The 13,507-nt window shown below is 60.2% G+C and carries 12 protein-coding genes; all 12 read left to right on the top strand.

The window, feature by feature from the left end; genetic code table 11:
- Window positions 1–50 precede the first annotated feature (50 nt).
- The 12 genes from DFR37_RS02470 (at window position 51) to DFR37_RS02415 (ending at window position 13,471) form a co-directional block, all read left to right on the top strand.
- Window positions 51–1,055 (top strand): ABC transporter permease, encoded by a 1,005-nt coding sequence (locus DFR37_RS02470; RefSeq protein WP_113931650.1) that lies wholly within the window; start codon window positions 51–53, stop codon window positions 1,053–1,055.
- Entirely contained in the window at window positions 1,048–1,923 is an 876-nt protein-coding gene (locus tag DFR37_RS02465; protein WP_113931649.1) for an ABC transporter permease, read from the top strand. The genes DFR37_RS02470 and DFR37_RS02465 overlap by 8 nt, the downstream gene beginning before the upstream one ends.
- A 5-nt stretch (window positions 1,924–1,928) precedes the next feature.
- Entirely contained in the window at window positions 1,929–2,816 is an 888-nt protein-coding gene (locus tag DFR37_RS02460) for an ABC transporter ATP-binding protein (RefSeq protein ID WP_242341674.1), read from the top strand.
- The gene (locus tag DFR37_RS02455; protein WP_113931647.1) at window positions 2,806–3,642 is read left to right on the top strand and encodes an ABC transporter ATP-binding protein; all 837 of its coding nucleotides are present in this window, start codon (window positions 2,806–2,808) and stop codon (window positions 3,640–3,642) included. The genes DFR37_RS02460 and DFR37_RS02455 overlap by 11 nt, the downstream gene beginning before the upstream one ends.
- Window positions 3,643–4,059: 417 nt before the next feature.
- A complete protein-coding gene (locus DFR37_RS02450) occupies window positions 4,060–6,390 on the top strand; it encodes a xanthine dehydrogenase family protein molybdopterin-binding subunit (protein WP_113931646.1) in 2,331 nt (776 codons plus the stop codon).
- Window positions 6,383–7,267 (top strand): FAD binding domain-containing protein, encoded by an 885-nt coding sequence (locus DFR37_RS02445; protein WP_113931645.1) that lies wholly within the window; start codon window positions 6,383–6,385, stop codon window positions 7,265–7,267. The genes DFR37_RS02450 and DFR37_RS02445 overlap by 8 nt, the downstream gene beginning before the upstream one ends.
- Entirely contained in the window at window positions 7,264–7,743 is a 480-nt protein-coding gene (locus tag DFR37_RS02440) for a (2Fe-2S)-binding protein (protein ID WP_113931644.1), read from the top strand. Before DFR37_RS02445 ends, DFR37_RS02440 begins: the two co-directional genes overlap by 4 nt.
- Entirely contained in the window at window positions 7,733–8,545 is an 813-nt protein-coding gene (locus tag DFR37_RS02435; protein WP_113931643.1) for an SRPBCC family protein, read from the top strand. The genes DFR37_RS02440 and DFR37_RS02435 overlap by 11 nt, the downstream gene beginning before the upstream one ends.
- A gap of 134 nt (window positions 8,546–8,679) precedes the next feature.
- Window positions 8,680–9,855, top strand: a complete 1,176-nt coding sequence (locus DFR37_RS02430) for an ABC transporter substrate-binding protein (RefSeq protein WP_113931642.1) — start codon at window positions 8,680–8,682, stop codon at window positions 9,853–9,855.
- A 75-nt stretch (window positions 9,856–9,930) separates the two neighbouring features.
- Window positions 9,931–10,980 (top strand): branched-chain amino acid ABC transporter permease, encoded by a 1,050-nt coding sequence (locus DFR37_RS02425; RefSeq protein WP_113931641.1) that lies wholly within the window; start codon window positions 9,931–9,933, stop codon window positions 10,978–10,980.
- Window positions 10,977–12,755, top strand: a complete 1,779-nt coding sequence (locus DFR37_RS02420) for a branched-chain amino acid ABC transporter ATP-binding protein/permease (protein ID WP_113931640.1) — start codon at window positions 10,977–10,979, stop codon at window positions 12,753–12,755. Before DFR37_RS02425 ends, DFR37_RS02420 begins: the two co-directional genes overlap by 4 nt.
- The gene (locus DFR37_RS02415) at window positions 12,752–13,471 is read left to right on the top strand and encodes an ABC transporter ATP-binding protein (RefSeq protein ID WP_113931639.1); all 720 of its coding nucleotides are present in this window, start codon (window positions 12,752–12,754) and stop codon (window positions 13,469–13,471) included. Before DFR37_RS02420 ends, DFR37_RS02415 begins: the two co-directional genes overlap by 4 nt.
- Window positions 13,472–13,507 lie beyond the last annotated feature (36 nt).

The following is a 13,507-nucleotide window of genomic DNA, read 5'->3' as shown; positions in this document are numbered from 1 at the left end:
TTTCGGCGGTCCATCTGGACCGCCAATGCTTTCGCAACAACCTGTGTTTTATGCTGAAACCTCTTATTATCAGGCTCGCCTCAATGATCGTGACGCTCATAGGCGTTGCCATCGTGGTGTTTGTCCTGATTCGCGTCGCGCCCGGCAATCCTATTGCCATGATGCTTCCTCCCGGCGCTTCCGACCAGGATATCGCCCAGCTGGTTGCCCTGTACGGGCTCGATAAATCCCTCTTCCAGCAGTTCATCATCTGGGCGTCCGGGGTGCTGCAAGGAGATTTCGGCACCTCGATCGTACTGCGCCAGCCGGTTCTCGGCCTGGTGCTGGACCGTCTGCCGGCAACCCTGGAACTATCCTTTCTGGCGCTTTTTATAGCGGTGGCCATCGGCGGGGTTACGGCCATCTGGGGCGCTCGCGAACGCGGCCGCAGCCCTGAAGCGGCGGTGGACCTGTTCAACGGAGCGGCTTTGTCGATACCGGATTTTCTTTGGGCGCTTGTGTTCATTCTTTTATTTGGCGTTGTATGGCCGGTGTTTCAGATTTCAGGGCGGATTTCGCCGCACCTGGATTTGCCTTTTTCGACTCAGTTTTATCTGTTCGAATCAATTTTCCGGCTGCGTTTCGACCTGTTGGGCAATTTGCTCAACCACATGCTGATGCCGGCCTTGTCGCTGGCATTGCCGCTGGCAGCAATCGTGTCGCAGTTGTTGAAGCAGGGCTTGAAAGACGTGCTGCAGCTGGACTACACGGTTCTGGCCCGCGTGCGCGGCTTCACCGAGACGCAGGTAATCCTGCGCGAGGCGCTGCGCAACGCCGTGCTGCCCACGCTGACGCTCGTGGGGGTTCAATTTACGTTTCTCATCGGCGGCACGGTAATCGTCGAGCGTATCTTTTCTTACGAGGGGCTGGGAAACATGGCGATCGATGCAGTGATAAACCGCGACCTGCCGCTTATCCAAGGCATAGTCCTGATGTTTGCGCTGCTGTTCATTTTTGTGAATCTGGCCGTGGATATCGCTTATACATTCCTGAACCCGAGGCTACGCCATGGTTGATTTAACAGTAAGCGCGGTCGCATCCGAGCCGCGCACGCGGTCGCGCAAGCCCAACTTGCGGCTTGTCCTGTCCGTCGCCTGGATAGCCGTAGTCATCCTGGCTGCGCTGGCGGCGCCGCTGCTTGCGCCACATGACCCATTGGCGCAAGACCTCATGCTGGAACGGTTGCCCCCCATGGGATTTACCGGTGCCGAACCGGGCTATTTTCTGGGCACGGACAGCCTGGGTCGCGATGTGCTGTCGCGTCTGATCTATGGTTCGCAGATCGCCATCACCGTAGCACTGACCGCGGCCTTTGCCGCCTGCGTGGTGGGCTCGGCGCTTGGGCTGATCTCGGGTTATTTTGGAGGCTGGGCCGACCGCATTATTTCGCGCCTGATCGAAGTATGGATGGCGTTCCCGCCGGTCCTGTTCGCCATCTTGCTGGTGGCGGTCCTGGGCGCCAGCCTTACATCGGTCATTCTGGCCATTGCGGTCATCGACTGGACGCGTTTTGCCAGGGTGATCCGGGCCGAAAGCATGGTCCAGTCGCGCATGGACTATGTACAATCCGCACAAATCGGCGGCGCGTCGCGGCTGCGGGCGCTGTTTAGCGAAGTCCTTCCCAACGTCCTGCCCACCATTGTTGCGCTATTGGCGCTGGAAATGGGGGTGGCCGTCATTGTCGAAGCTATATTAAGTTTCGTGAATCTGTCGATCTCCACCGATGACCCCACCTGGGGCGGCATGATTGCCGAAGGACGCGCGGCAATACATTTTGGCTGGTGGGTTCTGCTGTTTCCGCTTATTGCCTTGTTCTTGACCGTGCTGTCTTTCAGCCAACTGGGCGAAGGTCTGAAAGACCAGTTCGACCCCTTGGCGAGGTAATGCATATGGTTTCGAATCATTCCGCTCTTGAAGTCCAGTCCCTGAGCGTCGCGATTGAAGGCGGCCCCCGTCTTTTGCGGGGCGTCAGCCTGGTAGTGCAGCCCGGCGAAGTCCGTGCGCTGGTGGGCGAAAGCGGTGCCGGGAAAAGCATGATAGGCAAGGCCGTATTGGGCGTTTTGCCTCGTGGTATCTCGGTCACGGCAGGCGAAATCCTGCTGCAGGGCAATAACCTGGGCAGCCAAAGCCCCCAGGTTCGCCGCCAAACGGTGGCGTCGGTCGCTTCGCTCATTCCCCAGGATCCCCTCACGGCATTGAACCCTTCGCGCCGAATTGGTCCGCAGATTACAGAGCGGCTGGTGCGCTTGCTGGGCTGGAGCAGCGACGATGCGCAACGGCGCGCACTCGACTTGCTCGACCGCGTCCAGATCCGGGACCCTAAACGGGTGATGTCCTCGTATCCGCATGAGTTATCGGGCGGTATGCGGCAACGAGTCCTGATTGCTGCCGCATTCGCGCCGCGTCCCAAGCTGATCGTGGCGGACGAGCCGACAACCGCGCTGGACGTGACGGTCCAGAAGCAGATCTTGCGCTTGATCCGCGAACTGCAGGCCGAGTCGCAAACCGCCGTTCTATTTGTGACTCACGACATGGGCGTAGTTGCCAAGATCAGCCAGACCGTGACGGTCTTGTTTGCCGGCAAAGTCATGGAAAGCGCGGCAACCCAAGAAGTTCTTGCCAATCCGCAGCACCCATATACCCAGGCGCTGCTTGCGGCAACGCCGCGCTACACCCATCCAGAAGAATCCTTGCTTCCCGTGCCGGCCGAGCTGATTGCCAGGCTTAAACACGAAATTGCATTAAGCGACGCACAAGAGGCCGCCCATGCCGGATAAGCCGCTGTTCCGTATTGCCGATTTGCGCCTGTCGCTGCCCGACATGACGCGCAAACCATTGTTTGGCGCGGCTCCTCGAATCGATATTCTCAAGGGGCTTTCGTTTGATTTGCCGCAGGGCGCCATTGTCGGCATCGTCGGCGAGAGCGGCTCGGGCAAGACTACGCTCGGACGTGCCCTGGTCCGGTTGCTGCAGCCATCCTCGGGGCAGATTCTGTTTCGGGGCCAGGACATCTCGCGTCTTGGCGAAGCCGAGATCAAGCCGCTACGCCGCGATTTGCAGATGATCTTCCAGGACCCCATGTCGTCTCTCAATCCGCGCCATACCGTAAGGCGCATCATCGCCACCCCGATGGAGCGCTACGGCATTGCCAATGCCAAAAACCGGGCTATCGAGGTGCTGGAGCGCATTGGCCTTTCGGCCCGTTTTACCGACCGATACCCGCACGAGTTGTCGGGCGGGCAGCGGCAGCGGGTGGGCATAGCACGCGCCATCGCGCTGGATCCCGCCTTTATCCTGGCCGACGAGATCGTTTCGGGGCTCGATGTCTCGTCCCAGGCGCAGGTCCTGGCGCTGCTGAAGGATCTTGCCGCCGACATGAACCTGACCATGGCTTTTATCAGCCACGATCTTTCCGTTATCCGCAGCCTTTGTTCCCACGTCATAGTGCTTAATTACGGCGTTATTGCCGAGGCGGGCCCTTGCGAGTCGGTCTTCAACTCGCCCCAAAGCGAGATAACCCGAACCCTCATCGACGCCATTCCTTTGCCGGAAATCGATGCGGGGTGGTTCGATACGGCCGAAACAGCGGAGGCCGTTGCCTGAGTACCGCGGCGCCGCGCCAGCGGCCGCCACCGATTGACGCTCCCCGCCGACACAGCCCCCCGACACAGCCCCCCGACACAGCCCCCCGACACAGCCCCCCGACACAACCCAGACCGACCCCGCCAGCGCGGGGTTTTTTGTTTTAAGGGAGGCGATTTTCGGTTCAGCACAGGCCCTGCATACGTGTTTACACTAATTGAGTTGTCAATATAAGAAGAGCAGAATGCTTGGCAATAGCGGAAATAAAACAATGTTTCGTATATGAACCGTAATATGAGTTGTCAATAATGCGGTTGCCGCGGGCCCATCGCCTGCAAATGAAAGAGCCGCGGCGTCTACTTGCGGCTTCATTCGAGGACTTGCCGGGCGGTTGCAGGGCAGGTCAATTTATGGGCGAACTAAAGAGCGGTATTCATTATGGAAAATTCAGCAAAAGGAAGTGAGTTGTCCAAGTATTCCACGTTAGGCAAGGAAATTCCCCAGGTCAATCATCGTGCAAAAGTCATGGGCCGGGCGCAATATGCCGGCGACCTCAAATTGCCGGGCATGTTGCATGGCGCCATATTGCGCAGTCCCTACGCGCACGCCCGCATTGTGCGCATAGACGTCTCCGCCGCCCGGGCTTTGCCCGGCGTGAAAGCCGTGCTTACCGGCGAGGACGCGCCGGCCACGCCGTGGGGCGGCGGCCCCATCAAAGAACGCTACGTCCTGGCCAAGGGCGTGGTCCGCTTTGCGGGCGAAGAGGTCGCGGCGGTGGCCGCCCTGACCGAGGACATTGCTCGGGACGCACTGGACTTGATCCAGGTCGAATACGAAGAATTGCCGGCTCTCCTGACGCCTGAACAGGCCTTGTCCGAAGATGCTCCCACAGTTCATCCAGAGCGCAAGAACAACATTGCCCACGAGATCGAGTTTCATCGCGGCGATGTAGAGGCCGGCTTCGCGTCCGCCGATCTCGTCTTCGAGGCCACTTACAGCACGTCCCGGCAATACCCCGGCTATCTGGAGCCTATGGTGTCGGTGGCTTCGCTCGAGTCCGACGATCGCCTGCATGTCTGGACCTCCACCCAAACGGTATTCCTGGCTCGTTCGCGGATAGCCAAGGCGCTGGAGCTGCCCATCTCTTCGGTGCGCGTCATCCAGCAAACAACGGGCGGCGGCTTTGGCGGAAAAATCGTCGAAGACGACAATCAATTGGTTGCGGGGCTGCTGGCCTTGCATACACGCCGCCCCGTGCGCCTGCTCAACAACCGGCTGGAAGATTTCCTGTCGTGCTGTACCAGCGTTCCTGAACAAATCACGCTCAAGCTGGGCATGACGCGCGAAGGCCTGGTCGTTGCAAAAGACGTTCATATTGTTGCCGACTGCGGCGCTTATTCCGGCCTGGCGGGCGAAGTCATGCACGTCAGCGCTATGCGCAGCGACAACATGCAGCGCAACATGAATGTCCGCTGCCACGCCGACCTGGTCTACACCAACACACCTCCGCACGGCGCGTTTCGCGGGTTCGGCGGCAGCCAGATGCTGTTTGCCTTGAACAGCCATATCGACGCCATGGCTCGCGAGCTTGGGCTGGATCCGGCCGTCATCCACGAACGCAATGCCATGGAGCAGGGCGAAACCACGGTGCACGGCTGGAAGATCCGAAGTACTGGATTCAAACAATGCCTGGTCCACGCAACCGAAGCGATCGACTGGGCGAACAAGCGCGCTGCTCCGCGCGGCACCGGCGTACGACGCCGCGGCGTCGGTCTGGCCGCCGCCATGCACGTTTGCGGCAACCGGACGATGGGCGACTGGGACGGTTCCACAGTCATGCTTGCACTCAATGACGACGGCGGCATCACAGCGCGCAGCGGCGAATGCGACATGGGCCAGGGCGCCATGACGATGATTACCCAGATCATTGCCAATGAATTCAAAGTGCCGCTATCCGCCGTGCGCTTGCTGCCGCCCGATACCGACAGCGCGCCATTTGCGTTGGGCACGTTTGCATCGCGCGTAACGATGTCGGCAGGCAATGCGGCTATTCGCGCCAGCCATGCCGCGCGCGACAAACTGTTTGCGTTGGCGGCAACCTTGCTGCAAGTGGCGCCAGGCGACCTGGAAATGGCCGATGGCGGGGGCGTGCAATTGCGGGGTTCCGACAAAACGCTCAGCCTGGCGGAGCTGGCGCGCGCGCACGTGTGGCGCCATGGCGGCGAAATTCTACAAGTCAGCGGAACCTGGGATCCGGACACCGAAGAGCCCGACGAGCAGTTGTACGGTAATTGCGCGCCCACCCACTCTTTTGCCGCGCAGGCCATCGAGGTAGAGGTGGACACCGAAACCGGCCAAGTAACTGTGCTGGACAGCTTCCTGTCGGACGACCTGGGCAGGGCCCTGAACCTCACCGCCGTCCATGGCCAGGCCAATGGCGGCAATGTCCAGGCCATTGGCTGGGCGTTGTACGAGGACCTGCGGGTCGAGGACGGCCGCATCGTCAATGGCAATTTTGCCGACTACACCATGCCCACGGCCGAGTCCGTGCCGATGTTGCGCGGCGACTTCGTCGAGTCCATGGACCCTGTCGGGCCATATGGCGCCAAGGCCTCCAGCGAAACAGCTATTTTGATGGCGGCGCCGGCCATCGCGAATGCGGTGTACGACGCCGTGGGCGTGCGTATCCGCGATCTGCCCATTACGCCGGAAAAAGTGTTGGCCGGATTGCAGGCCAAGAAGGAACAGCAAGGAGCAGTAAATGCGTGACTTTGACTATTTAGAGCCGACGTCCGTCGAAGAAGCCAGCCGCATGCTGGCTGATCTGGAAGATGAAGAAGTACGGCTGATTGCCGGCGGTACGGCCCTGATACTTACATTGCGCCAACGGATGCTGCGGCCGCAATATCTGGTGTCGCTGGCCAAAGTCGACCGCCTGCACGGCATCGAGTTCGACGAGAAGGCAGGCTTGCGTATTGGCGCACTGTCGCGCCACGCCGACATAGCGGCTTCGCCGCTGGTGCGACAGCATTTTCCGGTGCTGGCCAGCATGGCCCAGCGTGTTGCCAATCCCCAAGTGCGCAACCAGGGCACCATCGGAGGCAACCTTTGTTATGGAGACCCGTCAACCGATCCCCCCAGTTGCCTGCTGGCATTGGACGCTTCGGTCGTGCTTGGCAGCACGCGCGGCGAACGTACGATGCCTTTGGATGAGTTCATCGTGGACTACTTCGAGACCGCGCTCGAACCCGACGAAGTCCTGCTGGAAATTCGAGTTCCGCCGTTGGCCCAGGGCACGGGTGCAGTCTATTCGCGCTTCCTGCGCACGGCGGCCGAACACCGTCCCTTGGTCAGCGTTGCCTTTGTGGCGCATCGCGACGGCACCGTGTGCCGCGATGCCCGCATCGCGGTAGGCGCCACCACCCCCATACCCACGCGCTTGCGCCAGGTCGAAGCGTTCCTGGAAGGCCGCTCCGTGACTCCCGCCGTGGCGGCAGAGGCGGCGGACATGGTCGCCCAGGGCATCGAGCCATTGTCGGATTCGCGTGGCGACGAAACGTATCGGCGCAATATGGTGCGCGCCGTGGCTCGCCGCAGCATAAGCGAACTGTTCGAGCTGTCTGTTGATGAAGGAGTATCCGCATGAGCACGCATCGTATTGAATGCACGGTTAACGGCGAGCCGCATAGCGCCGACGTACCGGCAAGCCGCCTGCTTTCGGATTTTTTGCGCGACGATCTGCACCTGACCGGTACCAAGCGCGGTTGCGAAACAGCCATTTGCGGCGCCTGCTCGGTGCTGGTCGACGGCGAGGTAGTCAAGTCGTGCCTGCTACTGGCTGTTCAGGTGGCAGGCCGTGAGATAACCACTATCGAAGGTCTGGCCCAAGGCGACGAACTGCATCCTTTGCAGGCCAGCTTCATGGAATGCGGCGGCTTGCAATGCGGCTATTGCACCCCCGGCATGATCATGGCTTCGTGCGATCTTCTGAAGAACAATCCGGAACCCAGCATCGAGGAAGTCCGGCGCGGCTTGTCGGGCAATTTGTGCCGCTGTACCGGGTACACCCAGATCGTCGAGTCCATCATGCATGCAGCGGAAGAAATAAATCGTGGAAATTGAAAAAAAACTTGTGGTTGCCGCTACGCGCGAGCGGGTTTGGGAATTATTGCTGGATCCTCATGTCATGACCGGCGCCGTGCCGGGCATGAAGTCGATCGAGGTCATCAGCCCGACCGAATACATCGCGCTGATGCAGGTCAAGATTTCGTTCATCAGCGCAAAGTTCAAGCTGCACACCAATATCGTCGAGCAGCGTGCACCCGAATATCTTCGCGCCCAAGGCACAGGCGAGGACGCTTCGGTGGCCAGCTCGCTCAAGCAGACCAGCGAAATATTCCTGACTTCCACGCCGGAAGGCGGCACCGAACTGCGTATCAAGGTCAACGTCGACGTGCTTGGGCGTCTGGGAACTTTCGGATTGTCCGTAATGAAGACCAAGGCAGACCGCATGTGGGACGAATTCGGCAAGAACCTTGCCGAACGCATCGACGGCCCCGATGCGGGCGCGCAGGCCGTTGCCGATAGTCAAGACAGCCAAGCGGCCGCGGCGGCAAACAGTACGGCAGGCAATGGGGCTTCCGCACCCGCCTTCGCAGGCTCGACGCCGGCTTCTGCCGCGTTGCCCGCGTCGTCGTCGGCGGCTGTCCATACAGCGTCCCGTGAGCCCGAACGCCGGGGATGGCTTGCACGCTTGCTGGGCGACGGCCGCTTGGCGGCTGGCGCAGTGCCGCAGCGGTCTGCCGATACCATTCGTGTCGAGGTCAGGCAGGCCGATCGTGTCATAACGATAGAGTGGCCCGTGGAGGCGGCCGGCGAGTGCAAGGACTGGTTGCGGCAATTGCTGGGTCAGTCCGCAACCTAAACACACCAATCGTGCCTGCGGCTTCGTCATGAACTTGTTCCGTATAAAAGTTCCTTCTTGCCGCCGGTGCTTCAACTAGATGATGTTCGGCTGTTCACAGCTTGTATGTTCATTCCTCAGGAGGGGGTAAGTAAATGTCTTTTTCCACTAAAAATACCAAGGTCTTGCGAGTCGTGCGCAGCGCGCTTGCTGTAGGTCTTTTAAGCGCGGGCGCCATGGCGCAAGCGGCCGATCTTACTATTGGCGTCATCCTGCCGTTGTCCGGGCCTATCGCGGCACAGGGCATAAGCACCACCAAGGGCATCAAGGCGGGCATCGAGTATCAGGACACGGTCAAGGGCCACAAGATCAAGATGATCCAGTTGGACGACGCATCGAATCCGTCGCTGTCCACCCGCAATGCGCACAAGCTGATCAGCCAGGACAATGTCGACGTCCTGATCGGCACGGGCGGCGTCCCGGGCGCCATGGCCATGGCCACGGTATCGCGAGAAAGTAAAACACCGATGGTGTCGTTTACTCCCATCGGCCTTGGCGGCGATAAAGCCGAATGGGTCGTCACGACAGCACAGTCCGGCGAGACCATGGTGTCGGCCGTAGTCGACGAGATGAAGCGCAATGGCGTCAAGTCCGTCGGGTATATCGGCTTTGCCGATGCCTGGGGCGACGTTGCTTTTGCCGCCCTGAAGAAATTCTCGGCCGAAGCCGGAATCAAGGTGGTGGCCGACGAGCGCTATGCGCGTGCCGACAGCTCGGTTGCCGCTCAGGTGCTTAAAGTCATGGCGGCAAAGCCGGATGCGGTTTTGGGCGGCGGGGCAGGCACTCCGGGCGCATTGCCATACATTGGCTTGCATGACCGCGGATACAAAGGAGCCATTTATGGCACGCACGCCATTCTCAGCCCCGAATTCGTGAAGCTGGTCGGCGACGCGGGCGAGGGACTGATTGTTCCGACAGGTCCTGCGCTGGTCGGCGACCAACTGCCCGCCAGCAATCCCAGCAAAGCCATTATCGACGACTACCGCAAAGCCTATAAAGCGGCCAACGGCGAAGAACCCTACGATGTGTTCTCGGCCTACGCGTTCGACGCCTGGCTGGTCGTCACCAAAGCCGCCGAGCGCGTGCCCGCCGATATCCAACCCGGCACCGAAGCGTATCGCCTTGCCTTGCGCGACGCGATCAAAACCACCAAGGCCCTGCCGGCAACCGAAGGCGTGTTTACCTATTCGCCCGCCAGCTCCTTCGGCGATGCCAAAGACTCTGTAGTCATCGTCAAGCTGCAAAAAGGCAAGTGGTTGCTGCAGCATTGAAATAGCGCTTTCGAGCCGTGCCCGGCTCTTGGCTTTTGAATCACCGAAGCAATAACCTACAAGAAGTAGTCTAGGATGGATGCAAATATTGCGATGATCCTGCTGGCCGATGGGCTGGCAACCGCCGCCGTTTATCTGATAATCGGGCTTGGGCTCGTGTTGATATTTTCAGTGACACGAGTAATTTTTGTCCCCTTTGGCAGCATAGCGGTCTTCTCGGCGCTAAGCCTGGGAGCCATGGAAATGGGGCGCTTGCCGGCGGCCATCAATCTGGTCTGTCTGTTCGTGGCGCTGGCATTGGTAATGGAGTTTGTCCGCTTATGGCGGCAGCAGGCTCTGCGTCAATTGCCGCGGGCGCTGCTTTTCTGGGGTGTGCTTCCTTTGCTGCCGTGCGCCTTTGCCGCTTGGGCCACGGGCCAGCAGTCCGAGCTCTTGCGAGTGGTTGCGGCGGTGCTGCTGGTCGTTCCACTGGGGCCTCTGGTCGAGCGTGTCGCATTGCGGCCGGTCGCCCGGGCCTCGGTTCTGGCGCTGCTTATCGTTGCGCTGGTTCTTGATTTAATTTTGTCGGGGCTTGGGTTGCTGTGGTTCGGGCCGGAAGGCCTGCGCACAAAGGCCGCGCTCGACGGCTCCTTGGCCTTGTCGGCAAACCTTACCGTAAGCTACCAGACTTTGTTGACCATCTCGGTGGCGCTGGTGCTGGCCCTGATGTTTTATGTGGGTTTTCAACGAACAAGAATGGGTAAAGTACTTCACGCAACTGCTTCGAACCCGACAGGCGCCCGCCTGGTCGGGATCCGGCCGGCATTCACGGCCACCATCGCGCATATTGTAGGCGCCTTGCTGGCGGGTATTGTCGGCGTGCTGATTTCGCCGGTCGCCACGATTTATTACGACAGCGGCCTGATCCTGACTCTTAAGGCCTTTGTTGCCGCCATCATCGGCGGCATGGCCAGCTATCCCCTTACGGCGCTGGGCGCGCTATTGGTTGGAGTGTCCGAGAGCTTCGCGGCATTCTGGGACAGCGGCTTGAAAGACGCCATCGTATTTGGGCTGCTGATTCCTATCCTGGTTATCCGTTCCGGAATTTCCAGGCACGAGGAATCGGACGAGGAGGAGGGCGCATGAAACAACGTGTCTGGGCAGTCGGGATTCCTGTCGTCTTTTTATTATTGATTGCCGTCGTTCCGCGGTACTTGGGTAATTTCCACATTGCCTTGCTGAACGATATTGGCATAGCTTCGCTGGTCGTCCTGGGACTGGTGCTGGTTTCGGGCATAGGCGGAGCTTTGTCTTTCGGCCAAGCCGCGTTTGTCGGCATTGCCGCGTACGCCACCGCCTGGCTGACCACAACGCAAGGGCTTTCACCCTGGCTTGGGCTGGTGTGTGCCTTGGTGCTTACCTGCGGTAGCGCGGGTCTGCTGGGTTTGATTACCATGAGGCTTGGCGGCCACTATCTTGCCTTGAGCACCATCGCGTGGGGCCTGGCCGTGCCATTGGTATTTTCCAACAGCTCGGCCCTGGGTAGCCACTCAGGTGTGGACGGTATCCCGCCGGTCTCGATCGGCTCATGGTCGCTAGAGCAGGGCAGCGCCATGTTCGTCCTGATCTGGCTTATGGTGTTTTGCGGCGGCTGGTTTGCCCTCAACCTGCTGCGTTCCCGAGTGGGCCGCTCGGTCCGGGCTTTGCGTGGCGGTAAGGTCCTGTTGGCGAGCTTTGGCGCCGATGCGTTCCGGGTCCGGTTGATGCTGTTCGTCATTGCATCCGCATACGCGGCCCTGGCCGGATGGCTATACGCCCATACAAACCGCTTCATCAGCGCCGCCCCGTTTTCGCTGCATGCCAGCATCGACTACGTCTTTATGATGGTGGTTGGCGGCATGGCTCAACTGGGCAGCGCATTGCTGGGCTCGACGCTTTATATAGGCCTTAGCAATCTGCTGCAGGACATACTGCCCCATATCACCGATCGCGGCGCGCAAGTCCATTCGCTGGCATTTGCCTTGCTCTTTCTATTGATCCTGGAATGTTTGCCCGGCGGTATCGGCAAGCCTCTAGGACGCCTGTTGTCGCCGTTGTGGGCCGGTCCGCGCAAAGCCCGGATACCGACGGAAACACTGGCGCGCTGCGCCATGCCTCAGCGCGGAAGTCCCGTGCTTAACGTTGAAGGCGCTGTCAAGCGCTTCGGCGGCCTGGTCGCAGTCAACGACGTCAGCTTCCAGATACAGGCGGGTGAAATCGTTGGCTTGATCGGCCCCAACGGTGCGGGAAAATCAACCATGTTCAACTTGTTGACTGGCACTCTTCCCCTGACCGAAGGCGCGGTTCAGTTTCTTGGCAAGCCGATCTCGGGTCTGTCGCAACGCGACATTGCAGTGCGCGGAATAGCCCGCACATTCCAGCATGTGAAGTTGCGTCCGCAAATGACCTTGCTCGAGAACGTTGCACTGGGCGCCCATGCCCGTGGGCACTGCGGTTTGTGGCGGGGCGGTTTGCGCCTGGACCGCAACGAAGAAGCGCGCATCATGGCCGAAGCGATGACGCAATTGGAGCGCGTCGGATTGGCTGACCAGGCATATGAATTGGCGGGCAGCCTGCCGCTGGGCACTCAGCGCCTGCTCGAGATTGCGCGGGCGCTTGCCGCCGATCCGGTGTTGATCATGCTGGACGAGCCGGCGGCGGGATTGCGCCTGTTCGAGAAGCAGGCATTGGCCAAACTGCTGGATACGCTGCGTACCGAAGGTGTCACTGTCCTAATCGTAGAGCACGACATGGAGTTTGTAATGAATCTGGTTGACCGCCTGGTGGTCATGAGCTTCGGCAGTAAGATCGCCGAAGGAAAGCCCGCTGAGGTGCGCGCAAATCCGCAAGTTCAGGCGGCCTATCTAGGGAGCGACGCATGACGGCCTTGCTAGAAGTCCACGACCTGCATGTGGCCTACGGGCAAGTCGAAGCGGTGCGCGGCGTGTCGTTCTCTTTGCAAGAGGGCCATATCGGTTCCATCATCGGGCCTAACGGCGCGGGCAAGACAACGCTGCTGGCATCCTTGATGGGCTTGTTGCCTCCGGCGCGCGGCAAGGTCTGTTTCGACGGAGTCGATGTGGCCCGCCTGGATGTCGAGGCACGACTGGAACGCGGGCTTTGCCTGGTGCCCGAACAAAGAGAGCTGTTCGGCGATATGACGGTGCTGGACAACCTGGTCCTGGGTGCCTACGTCAAAAAGCTGGCAACGGCGGAATTGCGGCTTCGTCTTGATGAAGCCTATGCGCGGTTCCCGCGTTTGGCGGAAAGGCGGGACCAGCGCGCCGACACGCTGTCGGGCGGAGAGCGCCAGATGCTGGCCTTGAGCCGGGCGCTGATGAGCCGCCCGCGCCTGCTGATGCTGGACGAACCCAGCCTGGGCCTGGCGCCGCTGATCGTCACCGAGATACTGACTGAGATCGGGCATTTGCGCAGCATGGGTTTGTCGGTGTTGCTGGTTGAACAAAATGCCCGCGCAGCGTTGAAAGTGTCGTCCGAAGGGCATGTGCTGGAAGGAGGCCAGATCGCCATCAGCGGCCCCGCCGAGCAATTGATCAACGATGACAGGGTTCGCCACGCTTATCTGGGCGGCGCGTGATTGCTTATACTTGTGCACATCTTTTTCTGTAATTGG

This window comes from Eoetvoesiella caeni, assembly GCF_003315175.1.
In the GTDB taxonomy this organism is placed as follows: Bacteria; Pseudomonadota; Gammaproteobacteria; order Burkholderiales; family Burkholderiaceae_B; genus Eoetvoesia; species Eoetvoesia caeni.
This window is presented reverse-complemented; position numbering and strand designations above follow the sequence as displayed.

Bases quoted from the DNA above. Each gene is read 5' to 3' on its own strand.
- DFR37_RS02430 (WP_113931642.1), top strand. From the start codon at position 8,680: ATGTCTTTTTCCACTAAAAATACCAAGGTCTTGCGAGTCGTGCGCAGC.
- DFR37_RS02465 (WP_113931649.1), top strand. From the start codon at position 1,048: ATGGTTGATTTAACAGTAAGCGCGGTCGCATCCGAGCCGCGCACGCGG.
- DFR37_RS02450 (WP_113931646.1), top strand. From the start codon at position 4,060: ATGGAAAATTCAGCAAAAGGAAGTGAGTTGTCCAAGTATTCCACGTTA.
- DFR37_RS02445 (WP_113931645.1), top strand. From the start codon at position 6,383: ATGCGTGACTTTGACTATTTAGAGCCGACGTCCGTCGAAGAAGCCAGC.
- DFR37_RS02425 (WP_113931641.1), top strand. From the start codon at position 9,931: ATGGATGCAAATATTGCGATGATCCTGCTGGCCGATGGGCTGGCAACC.
- DFR37_RS02470 (WP_113931650.1), top strand. From the start codon at position 51: ATGCTGAAACCTCTTATTATCAGGCTCGCCTCAATGATCGTGACGCTC.
- DFR37_RS02415 (WP_113931639.1), top strand. From the start codon at position 12,752: ATGACGGCCTTGCTAGAAGTCCACGACCTGCATGTGGCCTACGGGCAA.
- DFR37_RS02420 (WP_113931640.1), top strand. From the start codon at position 10,977: ATGAAACAACGTGTCTGGGCAGTCGGGATTCCTGTCGTCTTTTTATTA.
- DFR37_RS02460 (WP_242341674.1), top strand. From the start codon at position 1,929: ATGGTTTCGAATCATTCCGCTCTTGAAGTCCAGTCCCTGAGCGTCGCG.
- DFR37_RS02455 (WP_113931647.1), top strand. From the start codon at position 2,806: ATGCCGGATAAGCCGCTGTTCCGTATTGCCGATTTGCGCCTGTCGCTG.
- DFR37_RS02440 (WP_113931644.1), top strand. From the start codon at position 7,264: ATGAGCACGCATCGTATTGAATGCACGGTTAACGGCGAGCCGCATAGC.